Origin of the sequence: Spectribacter hydrogenoxidans, assembly GCF_031846275.1 — a bacterium.
Taxonomy (GTDB): domain Bacteria; phylum Pseudomonadota; class Gammaproteobacteria; order Nevskiales; family Salinisphaeraceae; genus Spectribacter; species Spectribacter hydrogenoxidans.
Genome location: NZ_JAVRIB010000007.1, coordinates 20,845 through 36,272 on the forward strand (window position 1 = coordinate 20,845; position 15,428 = coordinate 36,272).

At 66.5% G+C, this 15,428-nt stretch carries 6 protein-coding genes; all 6 read right to left on the minus strand.

Going from position 1 to position 15,428, the window contains the following annotated elements; all coding sequences use genetic code 11:
• Positions 1-38 precede the first annotated feature (38 nt).
• Genes RM532_RS07935 through recC form a run of 6 tightly spaced genes read right to left on the minus strand, consistent with a single transcriptional unit; the run spans position 39 to position 15,179 of the window.
• Positions 39-3,335, minus strand: coding sequence for a helicase-related protein (locus RM532_RS07935; RefSeq protein WP_311652710.1), 3,297 nt, complete (start codon positions 3,333-3,335; stop codon positions 39-41).
• Positions 3,328-5,154, minus strand: a complete 1,827-nt coding sequence (locus RM532_RS07940) for a hypothetical protein (protein ID WP_311652711.1) — start codon at positions 5,152-5,154, stop codon at positions 3,328-3,330. The genes RM532_RS07935 and RM532_RS07940 overlap by 8 nt, the downstream gene beginning before the upstream one ends.
• Entirely contained in the window at positions 5,147-6,391 is a 1,245-nt protein-coding gene (locus tag RM532_RS07945) for a DUF6361 family protein (RefSeq protein WP_311652712.1), read from the minus strand. Before RM532_RS07945 ends, RM532_RS07940 begins: the two co-directional genes overlap by 8 nt.
• Before the next feature lie 51 nt (positions 6,392-6,442).
• Positions 6,443-8,263, minus strand: a complete 1,821-nt coding sequence (gene recD, locus RM532_RS07950; protein ID WP_311652713.1) for an exodeoxyribonuclease V subunit alpha — start codon at positions 8,261-8,263, stop codon at positions 6,443-6,445.
• The gene (recB, locus tag RM532_RS07955; RefSeq protein ID WP_311652714.1) at positions 8,260-11,874 is read right to left on the minus strand and encodes an exodeoxyribonuclease V subunit beta; all 3,615 of its coding nucleotides are present in this window, start codon (positions 11,872-11,874) and stop codon (positions 8,260-8,262) included. Before recB ends, recD begins: the two co-directional genes overlap by 4 nt.
• Positions 11,871-15,179: an exodeoxyribonuclease V subunit gamma gene (recC, locus tag RM532_RS07960; protein WP_311652716.1), complete on the minus strand. Its 3,309-nt coding sequence runs from the start codon at positions 15,177-15,179 to the stop codon at positions 11,871-11,873. The genes recB and recC overlap by 4 nt, the downstream gene beginning before the upstream one ends.
• Between the last annotated feature and the right edge of the window lie 249 nt (positions 15,180-15,428).

A 15,428-nucleotide genomic window follows, 5' to 3' on the forward strand; every position in this document is an offset into this window, starting at 1 on the left:
TAGACTTCCTTCGTATCAGTAGGCTTCGTTGTGAGCTGTTATGGAACCACCCGATGACTGGGAACCAGATCAATTCGTAGTCGTTGGGCCAATTCCGTAAGCTCGCCCGTTTTAATATGCTTAAGCAGGTAAGCAAGTAAGTCTTCCTGTCTTGTATGTCCAAAAACCATTCGATAGGCCGCCAGCGACGTACGCAGGTGTTCGTATCGCTGAACATCCCGGCTGAGCGAGAGTACAGGCACGTGTCGCTCGACGCGGCTGCCCTGCTCAGTCGGGAAACTCCATTCGGGAACCAACCCACGACTTTGGATGCCGTGCTCGTGCTTTGCGTGCTCAAGTATGATGCGCCAGCGATCTTTGCCGTTGGCCACGCGGCCGACTCGTGAGTATTGGTGCGCTAAATTCTTGCGTACGGCATGTCCTTTATAGCGGTGGACGCGCCCTTCGCGCTGTTCCATGTCCACGGGGTTACTCGGCAAGTTCCAGTGGATGATGGCATGACAGTAGGGATGGAAGTCGAGACCTTCCTGCCCTACGGATGTCGAAGCGAGCACGAATGGCCAGAACGGTGAATTGAACGCGGCGCGCACCTGGTCCTCGTGGGTGACTTTGCCGCCTTCATCACTGTTCGCTTGACCAAAGCGCAGCGCGAAATGGGTGCGTAGCCGCTGTCGCGGTCGAATCTCGGGTTCGCCAGTGTCGACATTGATTTCGTCCCACTCCACGCGGCTGGGTGGGAGGGCGACGGCTTGGTGGAATGTTCCGACGACCCGTTCGCATACAGTCGCTGGGGGCCGGTCGCTGGCGGCAGTGAATTCGGCCAGGACGTGAAAGTACTCGTCGTTGACGGCAGGTAGGCCGCCGTCCAGAGCATAGCGAAGCGCTTTCCGCCAGTAGGGCATTGGATCGCCGGGCCCGTATTCGCCGCGTATAAGCACCGACGTCTCGATCTGGTTGAACAGGCGCCGGTAGACCCAGCCGATTCGCGCTGCGCCGTCGCGCAACCACACCGGGTTATCCATCTCGCGGTAGCCGCTCACGGCGCGCAGGCTGCGCAGGGCGCTGGTGGCCGGACCGGCGATCGCGACCTCGGCGAGTAACGAAACGAGATCCGCTGGTGGCGGTCCGTCCGGGCGCCAGCCCTCGACAACCTCTCGTGTACGAGCGAGATGCGCAAGCCAGCCCTCGGCGTTCGATTCGCGTTTATCCTGCGTCCACTCATGGGCCAGGTTTCTTCTATTCCACCAAGCCTCGGCCGAAGGCGCGTCGTCCATGAGATCGAGCAGGATCGGGGAGACCCAATACCAGGCCTCGTCTGGTCGGCCTTCCTTGGATCGCATCGCATCCGGGGGCAGCAATGCCCGAATGCTGGCCTCGGCGTGGGCAAGCACCGTTTCGAGCTCAGGTGGGTCGTCGCCGGTTCGCCGAGCAGCGGCGTGAAGCGCTTCGGCGCCGCTGCGGGCCAGCACGTGCGACGGATAGAGCAGCGCGAACAGCGGCAGGCCCGTGAGGCGCCCCTCGCTGATGTCCAGCCGTAGGGGGCGTGTCTGGGCGCTTCGCGCCTCCTGCGTGTTGACGGCCTCCGGATTGAACCGCTTGTGCAGCCTGCGCTCGGTGTCGTAGCTCACCAAGCCGGCGATGGTTTTGGGCACCACGTGCCAGGCCGAGAAGATCAGGCGCTTGGTCAGGCGGGTGTGATTGACGTCGGCGTAGGCGCCGCGCAACCGGTATGGCGGCAGACTCGGCGGCATCCAGAGCATGCGCCACATGCCGTGCTCTTCGATGTCATCGAACAGCGAGCCCAGGCGCGCGTTGGCGCTTTCGATCGGCTCGTAAGCGATGATGTCCTGGTGCGAGAGCAGCAGGTCCCGGTGTCGCTTCAGCTCACGGGTGAGCTTGATGTTCGCTCCGGTTTTGATGGCCTCGAGCAGGTCGCGCTTGATCTTGTAGGCATCCATGAAGTTCAGTAAATAGGGCGCCGACTTCCAGTACTCGATCATGTCCGGACCGTTGAGGGCTCGAACTATGCGCTGCAGGCCCAGATAGCGCCTCGCATCGCGGGCGGAAAGGGTAGCCCGGTTGTCCATGACCTCGTGGAGCATGTCGTCGCCGGATGCCGAGCCGCTGGCGCGCTCGGTACGGACCATCACCTTGCGAAGCCGGGCCTCGAGTGCCGCGCGGTATTCCAGGGCCTCATCCGGCCCCGCTGCGGGTGTGCGGTAGAGTGCGCGGCGCATCCCCTTGAGTAGTTCTGAGATTTCGGGTGTCGTTGCATCGCTGCCGGTGAGAAAGCGCAGGGTCTGTATGAAGTCCTTGTAGTGGTCCTCTTCGTCGCTCTCCGCGTGAAGCGTATACATCTTGTACGGTGTGGCGGAGAGCAAGAGGGTGCGCACGGCGGTGTGCTCGTCCGCATAGTTGAACAGGCTGTGCGCCAGCTCGCCGGCCTGGTTGTCGGGATCGAGCAGCTCCTTGAAGCGCTGGAACTCGTCCAGGATCACGAGGTCCGGTTCCAGGGCGCTGAGGCAGGTGTGCGCGAGGATCACGCGTAACTCCCCGGTGATCGCCTGTGTCTCCCGCCACAGGGGCCATTCGGCGTTGTGTGGGTGGCGGCCTTTCAGACGCGCACACGCGGCCTCGATGCGGCTTTGCAGCGACGGTCGACCGTCGTGTGCGGCTCGGGCCGCCTCGTGCTGGAGGGCGACTTCGAATCGGTCGAGCAACGTCCGTTCGATCTCCGCGGCGCCGATACCCGGCAACCACCGGTTTGCCAGGAAACGTTTCCATTCACCGAGGTCGGAGACGCCGGACTGGAAGAGCTGGGCAGCGCCTTGGCCTCGTGCCTTGCCCCGGGCATTGGTCGGCAGGCGGTGTAAATCTTCGAGCATCCAGTAGAGCAGGGCGCGTTCCTCCCGTCGCCCGGAACTCGAGCCAAGGTTGAACGACGTGCCGGGCGTGAAGGCGACGAAGTTCAAGCGGGCGTCCAAGTGGGGCAGCATCGCGGGCAGCATGGTCAGGCGGCCTACGCCCGCGGCTTTGTGGTCCTCAGTGATGTTGAGTCGTTGCAGGTTCTGACGGGCTATGTCGCCGTTGGAGCAGATGTAGACGATATCGATGCGCTCGATCTTGTCTTCCAGGTGATCGATGGCGCGAGCGATCAGGCCGCGCGCGACCAGAGTTTTGCCCAGTCCGACCTCGTCGGCCACCAGGAAGCGCCGCGTGCAGTCGGGGTCTGTGTACATCCGTCGGAAGACGTGATCGACGGTATCGCGCTGGAACGGCTTGAGCGCGGCCAGCATCCGCTCGGCGTCGGGCTTGGCGCTTCCGGTGTCAGACATCGGTCGTTGCGTGCTTGCGGTTGGCCCAGACCGCCTCCCAGATGGCGAGGAACCCGTCCGGCAACAGCAGATCGATATTACCGCTGTCGCTTAGGTCGTCGAGCAGGCGCTTGATCTGATCGAGCCGCTCGGGCGAACGGTCCAGCGCCTTGAGCAGCGTCTCGAGAACGGGCGTATCGGTGTCGCCGGCCAACCATTGGCCCACGTCCGCGTGGCTATCGCCGGTACTCGCGCTCATCAGGGCGTCGAGCCCGTCATCGGCCAGCAGCAGCACTAGCAGCCGCATGAATTGCGACCGATCCTGGAGCATCCGGCGCAGCAGCCGGTTGGCCCGGTCTTCCGGAAGACCCTTGATCGGCAGGCGAAGCACGAAGCGAGCCTTTCGCGCCTGATCGGCCTCCGATGCCGTCAGCTCGACGGCGACAAAAGCGCTAATGCCCTCCAGAGTGATCGCGTCGAAGCGGACGGCTTCGCGCGAGATTGGGCGTGCCTGCTCGGGCTCAAGGCCGATAGGCCGCACGACCCCGGATACAGCATCCCCGAGTCGCGGCCACTTCCCGTTCAGTGTCCAGGCGTAGTGGTCGTCGGTATCGGATTCGGTTAACGAGATGCCGAGTTCCGCCCGAGCCAGTGCGCGTTGTGCAACGTAAAGATGCTCCTCAAGGCGCTGGATTACCGGGTCGGACTTGTCCGGCTCGGTCTCTGGTGAGCGCCAGATGTCGAGCAAATGGCGGAACGAGGTTTCATTGTCGTTCTCGGCCAGCAGGGTGTCGATGCCCAGCTTGCTCTTCTTGCCGATCAACTCGACCAGCATCTCGACGTTGTGGTGGAACGCGGCGTTCGTGGCGTTGGCTGAACCGGTCCAGACATGCGCGTCCCAGCCGTCGTCCATGACGAACAGCTTGGCATGCAGGCCGTCCAGGAGATCCTCATCTTCTCCCTGCGCTTCCATGTCTTCTTCGGGCGTTGCCTCCTGGACGAGCGTGTAGCGTTCCTTAAACTGATCCAGGAGGGGGGCGGGCAGGCCGAGAAGCTGGTCCTCGCGGCTGATCAGGTAGGTGGCGCTTCGTCCCTGGGCATGCTGTTTCAGCCACTCCTCGCTGAGAAATGGTGATGCGATTAGCAAGGGCCGGTGACTCGGTGAGAAACTTGGCGGCGCTGCGCCGGGCACGCCCAGGGGGCAAAATCGTATGGCGTCGACGTCCTGAGGAAGGTCGAAGCTTACATACGAGAGCTCGTCGGCCACTCGGCGTATGGCGGAGCGTGTTTCTTCACGTACCGGGCGCCGGGCCAGGCCCGGCAGCGCGGCGAGGAAATCCCGCAGCGGTTGCGGGTCGGGATCGCGCACGCGTGTTCCTTGAAGCTGGCCGTCCAGCGCCAGAACCGTGTCCCAGGAGCGGTCGAACGTGAGATTCCGGCTGAGGCAGACGAATCGGTACGCGATCGCGTCGTCGGGCCCGGCAAACCGCAGCAGCCATGTCTTGGGGTGAAAAACGCCCGATTCGCTTGGCGGGGAAACGGGTATGACCGACTCTTCCAGGTAAGCGAACAGGCGCTCCTGCCCGCGGGGCACATGGATCGCGCCGGCCTGGCAGAACACGTGGATGTTCGCCGCATGCCGCCGCAACGCCTCAAGGGTCGCCAGCGGGTCGATCTGTCCGTCGTCCGTGACGGCCTCGCGAAAGACGAAGGCCACCGGCACGCTGAGAAGCGCGTAAAGGTCGAGTGAATAGGTCGTCCCGATTGCCCGATCCAGGACGAACTCGTCCGGCGGCTGCAAGCAATCGAGCAAGAGCTTGCGGGTGTTCGGCTCAAGCAACCTTGCTCTCCGGCATATTCCGCAGGCCACGATGGATGTCGGTTAGGTGCGTTCGCATCACATCCCAGCGATAGTTCATCCGCGCCGTGCCCGAGCCGGTGGCTCCGTTCCATAGCTCCAGCAGGCGGGGATTTTGGAGGCGGGCCTGGGCTTTCTTGAGTTGGCGTTCGCGATTCTCGATGAGGGTGCGCACGTCGATATCGTCGGCCAGTGCCGCCGGATCACGAGCTGCGAGCAGCCAGTCGAGCCAGGTATTGATGAAGTTCTGCGTTCGGCTGGGCACTTGCGGCCTGGCACGTGCCACGGTGCGCCAGAAGTCAGTGCGGTCCCAGCCAGCCAGGGCCGCGGCGTGCAGATGGATTTCATTCGCCCAGTCCCGCAGCATCGAGCGATACCGCTCGATCCATTCGTCACGAGGCGTCTGCGGCGCTTGGGCGAGCATCAGGTTGTAGATCAGCACAGCGCCGTTCATCGCCAGGGAGAACTCACGGGCGTGCCGTAGTGTGGTGACCACCTCCGGCGGTAGCTCGATGCCCAGTTCTAGCGCGGCCCACGGCTCTGGAACTGTGGCAGCCCTGGCATCACCCAAAACCAGCTGGCCGAGTAGCGAGCCGGAGTGCTGCTGCAGGATTCGGTCACGGAGATATTCCGCGTCCTCCGTGCGTAGCGTCATCGTGGCCCCTTCCGGGAAGCCGTCGGGCGCCTCAGGCAGGCCCGGATGCCAGTTGGGAAGGGCACCGTCCGAGATTTCCGAGGACTGTCGAGGTGGTGCCCCGTTCACAGCGAGGCGATGGTGGTACCCGTCCAGGGCCCAGGGGCACAGGCGTATGCGCCACTCACGTAGGCCGTTCCAGTAGACGCTGCTCGGCAGGCGTTGCAGAGACTTGCCGGCCCAGCTCCCGATCACGCCGTCGGAATTGCCGGCTTTCCGGAGATGATCGATGAGATCGATCTCCTCATTGCGGGCCTTGCGTGCAACCCATGCTTTATCTACGTGGCCTGATTTCTTGCGGATACGCTCTTCGATTTGTCGGTAGATCCACGGGATGAACAGAAAGTAGCGCGCCCGTGTCTGAATCGTCGAGACGCCGGGAGCGAGAAGATCCGCCAAGGCGTCACGCACGGTAGCGACACCGAGCTCGTCGCGCGTGTCGCGTTCGCTCAGGGAGCGCACGACATCGAGAACCCGTCGGCGCTCCCTGTCCGAGTAGTCGAGCCAGCTAAACGACGATTCCATGATTGATTATTGCCCTTGCCGACATCTGGAGTATTTCATCAGAGTGTCGTTCTACTCGTGGCTAGCTTCACGCATTCGATCTGAAAGACCCGAATGACGCTCGATCCGCCGCTGGATGGCGGCCGTCAGGATTTCCCCGCTACCGAACAGTCGCACCGTCATCCTGGCCCGCGTGATGCCCGTATAGATCAGCTCGCGCGTGAGCAGCTTGTTGTCCTCCAGGGGCAGGACGAGTGTGACGTGATCGAACTCGGACCCCTGGCTCTTGTGCACGGTGATGGCGTAGACGCTTTCATGATCGGGCAGGGCCGTGGGCAAGAAAGCACGCAGGCCCTCGTCGGTTGCAAACCACACCCGCAGGTGGCCCTCCTCGTCGCGCAGGCACACGCCGATGTCGCCGTTATACAGCCCGGCTCGGTAATCGTTGCGGGTAACCATGACGGGGCGGCCGTGATACCAGACGTGCCGTGGGTCGAAGCCGCGCTGTTGCGCGAGCCGCTCGGTGATGCGCCGGTTGAGCGTGACGCTGCCGGTGGGGCCGTGGCGGACGGCGCACAGCAGGCATTGGCTCTGTAGGTGTTCGAGCGCTATTTGCGGTTCTGTTGTATCGATCAGGGCCTGGTAGCGCTCGGCGGCCGCTTCGACTAGCTCGTCGAGTGAGTCACCGCCAGTGTCCGTGTTCAGAGTAATGTCCGGGGCGCTGTCGGCGGCGATGGCCAGGGCAGTCTCGCCATCGCCGTCGTTAACAGCGGCCGCCAGTCGGCCTATGGGGCTGTCCGCCTGGAAGCGGTGGCTGGTCTGCAGGGTGACCACGTGGTCGGCCAGGGGGCTATCGCTGTTTTCCATGGGGTCGGCGAGCAGGGGGGCGGCCGCTTCCTGCTGGGCCGATGTGAACCGGTTCACGCCGGCGGCGCTGCACAGCTCGGCGAGCACGGAGCCGGACTCGACCGAGGCGAGCTGGTAACGATCGCCGAGCAGGATCAGCCGCGCCTGATCGGACAGGGCCTCCACGAGCTTGGCCATCAGGGGCAGGTCGACCATGGAGGCCTCGTCGACGATTACCACGTCGGCGGCCAGTGGGTTGTCGCGGTCATGGCGCGGCCGCGTCGTGCCGTAGCCGATGCCGATCAGCCGGTGCAGGGTGCCGGCCTCCAGCGGGATGTGCGTCCGGACCGCCTCGGGCAGGTCCGGCATCTCGGTGAGCCCGGCGCGGGTGGATTCGACCATGCGCGCGGCGGCCTTGCCGGTGGGCGCGGCCATGCGGATCAGCGGTGGCGCCTCGCCGGCGCGCAGCGCCGACTCGATGAGCAGGCGCATCAGGCGCAACACCGTGTAGGTCTTGCCCGTGCCGGGCCCGCCCGAGATCACCGCGAAGCGATGGCGCAGGGCCACGAAGGCGGCGACGGCCTGCCAGTGGGTCTCGTCGTCGCCCACCCAGCCGTAGTCGAACAGCCCGCCGTCGGGTTGCAGCGCGGCGGTGTCGACCCGGTCCGGCTCGGCGGCCAGCAGCCTGCGCAGGCGCTCGGCCAGCCGGGCTTCGTAGGTCCAGTAGCGGTGCAGATAGAGCCGCTCCTCCTCGCGGATCAGCGGTCGCGACTCGCCCGGGGCGCCGACCAGCTCGCTGCTCTGCAGGGCCCGCTCCAGCTCGTCGCGATCGCAGAAGGGATGCTCGCCGGGGATGGCCGGCAGCGCGTGCGCCAGCGACAGGCAGCTGTGGCCGTCGGCCACCGCACGGGCGCAGGCCGCCAGTGCAACGGCCACCGGCTGACTGCCGCCATGCCGCAGGGCCCAGTCGGCCAGGGCCGCTTCCAGGGGCGCGGCGCGGCGCTCGTCGACCGCGCGCTGCATGCGGGTCCGCAGCGTGTCGCTCATGCCGCGACCTCCGGCTGGTCGAGCAGGTCGTCCAGGCGCTCGATCAATCCGGCGTCGGGACGATGGAAGAAGATGCCGCGCTTCCCGGCGTCCGGCGCCATGCCGCGCAGGAACAGGTACAGAACCCCGCCCAGGTGGGTTTCGGGGTCGTAATCGGCCAGGCGCTGGCGCAGGAAGCGGTGCAGCGCGGTGACGTAGATCAGGTACTGCAGGTCGTAGTGGCGGCGTTGCACGGCGGCTTGCAGCGCGGGGCCGTGATAGTCCTCGGCGTTCGGGCCGAGGTAGTTGGTCTTGTGGTCGAGCACGTAGTAACGGTCGTCGTGCTCGACGACCAGGTCGATGAAGCCGTGCATCAGTCCGCGCAGCAGCTCGGCCTGACGTTCACGCGGCAACTGCCGGGCGTAGCCGGCGGCGTCGAGTACGTCGAGCAGCGCGCCGAGCGACTGCCCGTTCAGCCGCATCACGAATTCCATCTCCGCCAGACACGCCTGCCGGGGCAGCTCGGCCAGGGGGCCGATACGGGGCAGCGGGGTGTACAGGCCCGTCTGGACCATCGTCGCGGTGGCGTCGACCGCCGCGTCGCCGGCCGCCCCGTCGGGCAGTGCAACGCCGTAGCGACGCAGGGTCCACTCCACCCAGTTGCGGTGGCCGGCCGGGATGTCGCCGCCGGGCGGCGGCCAGGCCGCGGGCTCGGCGTTTTCCAGCAGGGAGTGGACCGCCGAGCCGAAGGCCGTGCCGCCGGGCAGCTCGGGCAGCGGTGTCGCATCCGCCTCCGACTCGGTCGTGTCGGTGTCGATTTCGTCCTCGGCGCCCGGCATGGCCCGGTCCGGGCCGGCGGCATGCACTAGGCGCGTGAAGCTGTAGACCGACCAGGGGGGACGCGGGTCGGGCAGGTCGCTGCGTGCCCGGCCGGGCTCTCCCGCAGGCGTGGGCATGCGCGCCGGTGGCCCGCTGTCGTGCGGCAGGGCCGGGATGCCGATGGCGTGCGGGGCGCGTTGTGCGAGTGTTTCGAGCTGTTGCCGAACCCGCGCGTCGTCCAGTGGAGGCGATTTCTTCTGGCCGCCCCAGTATGTCGGCGCGATATCCTCGCGATGCAGCAGGCTGGCCAGGGCGCTGTCCGGGGTGCCGTTGGCCGCACCCCAGGGGAAGAAACAGGCGATCTCGGCGCGGGTGAGCGCGACATAGAGCAGGCGAAGGCCCTCGGCGCGTGTTTCCCGGATAGCGCCTTCCCGGGCCTCGTCCGAGCCGGCCACGTCGACCAGTGCACGGCGCTCGTCGTCGTGGAACTGATGCGGCGGCTGGTCCGGAGACGCTTGGGGCGGCGGCACGCCCAGCCAGGGCGCGAACGGCAGGAACACCACCGGATATTCGAGCCCCTTGGCCTTGTGCACGGTAGCGATGCGCACCAGTGCCTCGTCGGATTCCAGGCGCAACTGCGCGGCGTCGTCGCCGCCCGGTTCGCCGGCCTGCCGAATGGCCTCGCGCAGCCAGCGCAGCAGCCCGGTCATGCCGAAGGTCTCGCTCTCGGCTTCGGCGAGCAGCTCGGCCAGCTGCAGGTAATTGCTCATGCGCCGCTCGCCGTCTAGGTAGGTCAGCAGGTGTTCGGCCCCCGCCTGGACCAGAGGCTGGAGCATGGCCAGCACGCCGTGATCGCGCCAGGCCTCGTGGGCCTGCTGGAAGCGCCCGGTGGCCGCCTGCCAGTGGTGCTCGTCATCGGCCAGCGCGATCACGTCGCCGAGGCGATAGCCGAGCAGCGCACCGGTCAGCGCCCCGCGCATGACGCCCTCGTCGGTGGGGCTGGCGGCCGCCTTGAGCACGTGCAGCACGTCGCGCGCCTCTTCGCTGGCGAACACGCTGTCCCGGTGCAGGCACACCGCAGGGATGCCGACAGCCGACAGGGCACGCTGCATGTCGCCGGCCTGGCGGTTGGTATTGACCAGCACGGCGATGTCCCGGGGCGCCACCGCGCGTTGTTCGAACGTTTCCTGTTCAACGGAACGCGTGCGGATCATGCCGCCGTGCTCGCGATCGAGCAGCCGCTGGATCTGGCCGACGCAGGCGGCCTGGCAGGCGTTGGTGGCCACGCCCTTGGTCGGCGCCTCCATGGCCAGGTGCCAAAGGGTGATGGCGGGCTGGGTAGTGCCGTTGGTCACAAGCTGGCGCTGGCCCGGCCGGCCCGCCTGCACGCCCTGATAGTCTATGCCCTCGACCAGAAAGCTGTCCTCGCCCGGCATGCGGAACAGCGCCTCGATGCCGTCGAGCACCGCCTGGGTGGAGCGGAAGTTGGTGTCCAGGCTGTAGGTGTGCCCGCCGGCATCGGCGGCGGCATCGAGGTAGGCGTAGACGTCGCCGCCGCGGAAACCGAAGATCGCCTGCTTGGGATCGCCGATCAGGATCAGTCCGCCGGACTCGCGGCCGGCGTAGACGCGTTGCAGGATCGCGTACTGCAGGGGATCGGTATCCTGGAATTCGTCGACCAGCGCCCAGGGCCAGGTGGCGTGCATGGCATCGGCCAGCCGCGGGCCGGTGGTGGCATCGGTGACTGCCGCGTGCAACGCCTCGATCATGTCCGCGAAGCTGTACTGGCGGTGCTGGCGCTTGCGCGCACGGGCGGTGGAATGCACGGCGTCGCGCGCCTCGCGCAGGGCGGCCAGGCGGCCCAGTGGTTGCATGCGGCTCAACTGCCTGGCCAGCGGCCGATCGAACAAGGCCGTGCCGCGCTCCAGGTGCCTTTTCATCACCTCGGTATCCGGGTCGTTCAGGTAGGCGACCCCGTCCGGCAGGCCCGGAATCGCAGCCGGTTTTGTCAGCGCCCGTTCCAGCAGCTCGATGGCCTCGTCGATGCCGCCCAGGTGCTCGATCGCTTTCTTTAGGCCCTGCTTCTTGAAGACGCCGTCATGCCAGCAAATTCGTAGTTCGTCGATGAAGGCCTTGCCGTCGTCCGTCCAGGTTTCGCGTAGCTCGCGTGCTGCCTTTTCGATTTCGGTATTCGATGGTCCGGCGAGCTGGGCGTGGGGACGCGTGCGGAAATCCCTGAGACATTCATCGAGATCGTCCGGCGTCGACCACCAGTCGACGAAACCGAGATCGGGGTTATCGCCCAACGCTCGGTTGCGCCAGTAGTCCGCGATGGCCTCTTCGTAGATGAGCTTGTCATCGACCTGCTCGCCGCGGTCGAAGGGCAGGGCGCTGTCGAAGGCGTTGTCGGTCGCCGCGCGTTGGGAGAAGCCGTGGATGGTGGTGATGGTTGCCTCGTCGATGCAGTGGGCGGCCTCGGCCAGGCGCCGCGCGAGGTCGACGCGGCGCTCGCCGCTGGCGGTGATCACCGCCTCGGCGAAGGCGTCGTCCGGGCGGCCGGGGTCGGCGGCGTCGGGATCGCCGGCGATGCGCGCGGCCGCCACCAGCCGTTGGCGGATGCGCTCGCGCAGCTCCTTGGTCGCCGCCCGGGTGAAGGTCATCACCAGGATGTCGCGCACGCACAGCTTTTTCTCCACCAGCAGGCGCAGGTACAGCCCCGCCAGGCTGAAGGTCTTGCCGGTTCCGGCGCTGGCCTCGACCAGCCGGATGCCGTCCAGCGGCATGGTCTGGGGATCGAACGGTTGCCGGCTCATGCGTCTTCGCCCTCGGGTATCCGGATATACCGGTGCGCGGGACCGCACACGACCTCGGCGAGCTCGCAGAACCGCGGCGCATCGGGATCCTCCCCCAGCGGGGCGTGATCCTCGACGAGAATACGGAAGTACGGATCATCCGCGTCGTAGTCGCGCCCACGGCCCGGCTCAGCGGTCACTTTTTCATTGGCTTTGCGCAACGCGTAGTCTGCCGGCTTGCCTTTGTCGAGGTGTTCGAGATAGGTCTCGGCCAAGCTCGGCAGGAACACGAGCGGCTCGCGCTGGCCCTGCTCGAAGATCTGCAGCAGCTGCGCGAGGTGCTGCCGCGCCCCTTGTTCGTCGATGGTCGCCTCGTATTCGACGGCGTTGCGTTTGTCGTCGAGGCCGGCCAGCCGCAGCGTGCCGGCGTGGCCGGCGGCCCGGTAGGCGAGATAGTCGATCCAGGCGCGCAGGCGGTATTTCATTCTCAGCGAGCCCGCGCGCAGCAGGCGCGGGCCGTCCGGCCACAGGCCGCCGACGCGGCCCATCAGCCGTTGTCCGTCGATGGTCAGGTCGATATCCACCCAGCCCGGTGGCTGGCCGTCGCGCGTCCAGTCCCGCCAGATCGGCAGCAGGGCATTGACCTGCTCGGCCTGGTCGGCGAAGGGCGCCGCATCCAGGGGCGGCGGGGGCAGCAGGCCGCGGGCCCGCCACAGCCGGTCCGGTTCGGTGGGGACGCTGGCCTGGCCGTGGCGCTGGGCCTGCTCGAGCAGTTTGTCGCGCACCTGCCAGCGGCTCAAACCGTCGAGATGCAGGGGCTCATCGTCCGAGGCGGCTTCCTCCCGTGATTCGAGGTCCAGTTGCAGCCGGCCGCGCAGGAACGCCCTGGCGGGGTGGTCGAAGAACGCGCGCAGCTGGCTTAGCTCGATGACCTCGGTGTCCGGGGCCTCGGCCCGGCCGCCGTCCACGAACCCGGGTGCCGCGATACGATCCCGACGGCCGGCATGGCTGGCCGGTTGCCACTCGCGTGCGAAGGTGAACAGCCGCGGATGTTCGGGCTCGGCTGCGAACAGCCGCTGGCTGAACGGGTGCATCGGCTGGCGGGCGACCAGGCGCGCCTCGCAGGTCTCGCGCGACAGCCCGGCGAAGTAATGCCGGTGCAGGAATTCCAGCCACTCGCCCACCAGCGGCGAGGGCGGCAGGGTCTCGCCACCAGCCACGTCCTGGCCGGTGTAGCTGACATAGAACACGTCGCGAGCGGCCATAACCGCCTGCAGGAACAGCAAGCGGTCGTCGTCGCGCACGTTGTGATCGCCCAGTCGAGGCGCTGCGCGCAGGATGTTGAAGGCGCGGTTGCGCTCCTGGCGGGGAAAGTCGCCGTCGTTGAGGCCGAGCAAGCACACCACCCGGAAGGGCACCGCCCGCAGCGGCATCAGCCCGCAGAAGGTCACGCCGCCGGATAGGAAGGGCTGACGCTCCCCGGCGACGGCGAGCTCGCCGATCAGGGCCTCGCGCACGGCCTGCCAGGAAAGGGGCTCGTCGCCCAGGCAGTCGGCGGCCTCGCCGAGGGCCGCGATGGCCTCGTGCAGCTCGCCGAGGGCCGCCTGTTCGTGGTGGTCCTGGGGATCCGGCCGGAACAGTACCGCGACCATGGCGTTGAGCCGCTCCTGCCAGTCCACGGCCGTGGTCTCGCTCTGCAGGCGCTCGCTCCAGGCGTGCAATTGCTCGACCAGATGCCAGAGATTGCCCAGGGCCGCGGTCGCGCCACCCTCAAGGTCCGACCAGGGGGCCACACCGTCCACCAGGGTTTCGTCGTCGCTTTGCGCCACCCCCAGCAGCAGGCGATCGAGCCCGAAGCGCCAGGTGTTCTGGGTGATGGCGCCCGCCCCCAAGGCCGCCCGGCTGTCCGCGTCATAGCCCCAGCGCACCCCGGCCGAGGCCACCCAGTCCGAGGCCGTCGCCAGCATGGCCTGGTCCAGCCCGAACCGCCGCATGATGGCCGGCACCGCGGCGAGCGCGAGGATATCGCTGGCCGCCCAGCGCGACAGCGGCAGGTCCAGCAGTTGCCGGAAACTCTGCATGATCGGGTGGCTCGCCCCCCGGGACCGGTCGGAGACCGAATAGGGAATAAAGCGCCGGCCCTCGGCGGCGCCGAATACGCTCTGTATGGCCGGCGCGTAGCTCGCCATGTCAGGCAGCATGACCACGATGTCGCGTGGCTGCAGGTCGGGCTTGCGTGCCAGCAGGTCGAGCAGTTGGTCGTGCAGCACCTGCACCTCGCGCAGCGGGCCATGGCAGGCGTGCACCTGGACGGACGCGTCGTCGCCCGGCCCACCGTTTCGCACCGCTACCTGCATCCGGATGATGTCGGACTGTACGCGCGCCAAGAGGCTATTCCCGGCCGGCGGCTGATAGGCCAGCGCCTCGCCCAGCTCGGGCTCGTGGATGGCGGTCAACTCGTCGGAATAAAGCACGCGCAGCAGATCGCGCGTACCCCGCCCCAGGCTGCCTAGCAAAGGGTGTCCCTGTTCGATGAGCTGTTCTTCCTCTGGCAGTTCCTCGGACAATGACACTTCGATTTGCGCGCGGCGATTTTCGATGTCGCCCCAGTAGGCGTCACAAGGGTTGGGGAGCAGGAAATGCACGTCGACGTGCTGGCCCAGCACGTATAGGAATTTCACGTACTCGGGCGGGATCTGGCCGAGCCCGAAACAGTAGATGGTTTGGGGCAGCGTGTCGGTTTCGAGTCCGTCCGGCTGGGCCGCGGTCTCGATGAATCGCTGCAGCAGCCGCGCGCGGTGCTCCTTGCCCAGCCGCTCGGTCAGCGCTTGCCAGACTTCGGCTTGCCACCGCTCCGGCGACTTGTCCTCGACGCGACCGTTTTCCCAGGCCTTTAACAGCCCGGGGCGATAGATCAGGTACTGGTCGAACACGTCGGCGAGTTGGTCAGCCAGTTGCAGGCGGTGGATATCGCGTGGCTCACCGGCAAGATAGTGGGCGATGGCCTGATTGTCTTGCGCGACCCGGGGCAGCAGGGCATACAGATGCCAACGCATTCGGTGGCGCTCGAATTCCGAACTGTCCGGGTTACCTGGAAGCGTTTGCGGGACGAGTTGCCAGATGAAGCGGGCCAGCAACGGCATTGCGATGTTCGCGGCCAGGCCATCGCTCTCGGCGAGCTGCATCTGCAGCCATCGGCCGACGCCGCGGTTGGGCACGATGACCGTATCTGGTTGCAGGACGTGATCTGGGGCGTGCCGTGCCCGCAGTACGCTAAGCAATTCGGCAAGCCTTTCCAGGTCCCAGTGATGATAGAGGTAGAACATAGCTCTGTGATGTCGAATCCGGTGTGGTGCGCGCTGCAATTAGCGAGAGTTTAGGCATCAATGCGACATTTAGTGTCGTTCTTGTGTGCCATATTTCATGGTTTCGCTGAGGGATTTCAGTCCGCTGTAATGCTTAGGCATCGATGCAAGATCGGCGATGGACAGCGCGCAGCAAACGCCGCAGCGTGAGCGGTGTCTACCGAGCAGCCTGACGCGAAAATTGCCAAGCGGCTAGTCTCGACGTCTCGG

Excerpts from the sequence above, each read along its gene's own strand:
- RM532_RS07935 (WP_311652710.1), bottom strand. The coding sequence starts at position 3,335 with ATGTCTGACACCGGAAGCGCCAAGCCCGACGCCGAGCGGATGCTGGCC.
- RM532_RS07945 (WP_311652712.1), bottom strand. The coding sequence starts at position 6,391 with ATGGAATCGTCGTTTAGCTGGCTCGACTACTCGGACAGGGAGCGCCGA.
- recD (WP_311652713.1), bottom strand. The coding sequence starts at position 8,263 with ATGAGCGACACGCTGCGGACCCGCATGCAGCGCGCGGTCGACGAGCGC.
- recB (WP_311652714.1), bottom strand. The coding sequence starts at position 11,874 with ATGAGCCGGCAACCGTTCGATCCCCAGACCATGCCGCTGGACGGCATC.
- recC (WP_311652716.1), bottom strand. The coding sequence starts at position 15,179 with ATGTTCTACCTCTATCATCACTGGGACCTGGAAAGGCTTGCCGAATTG.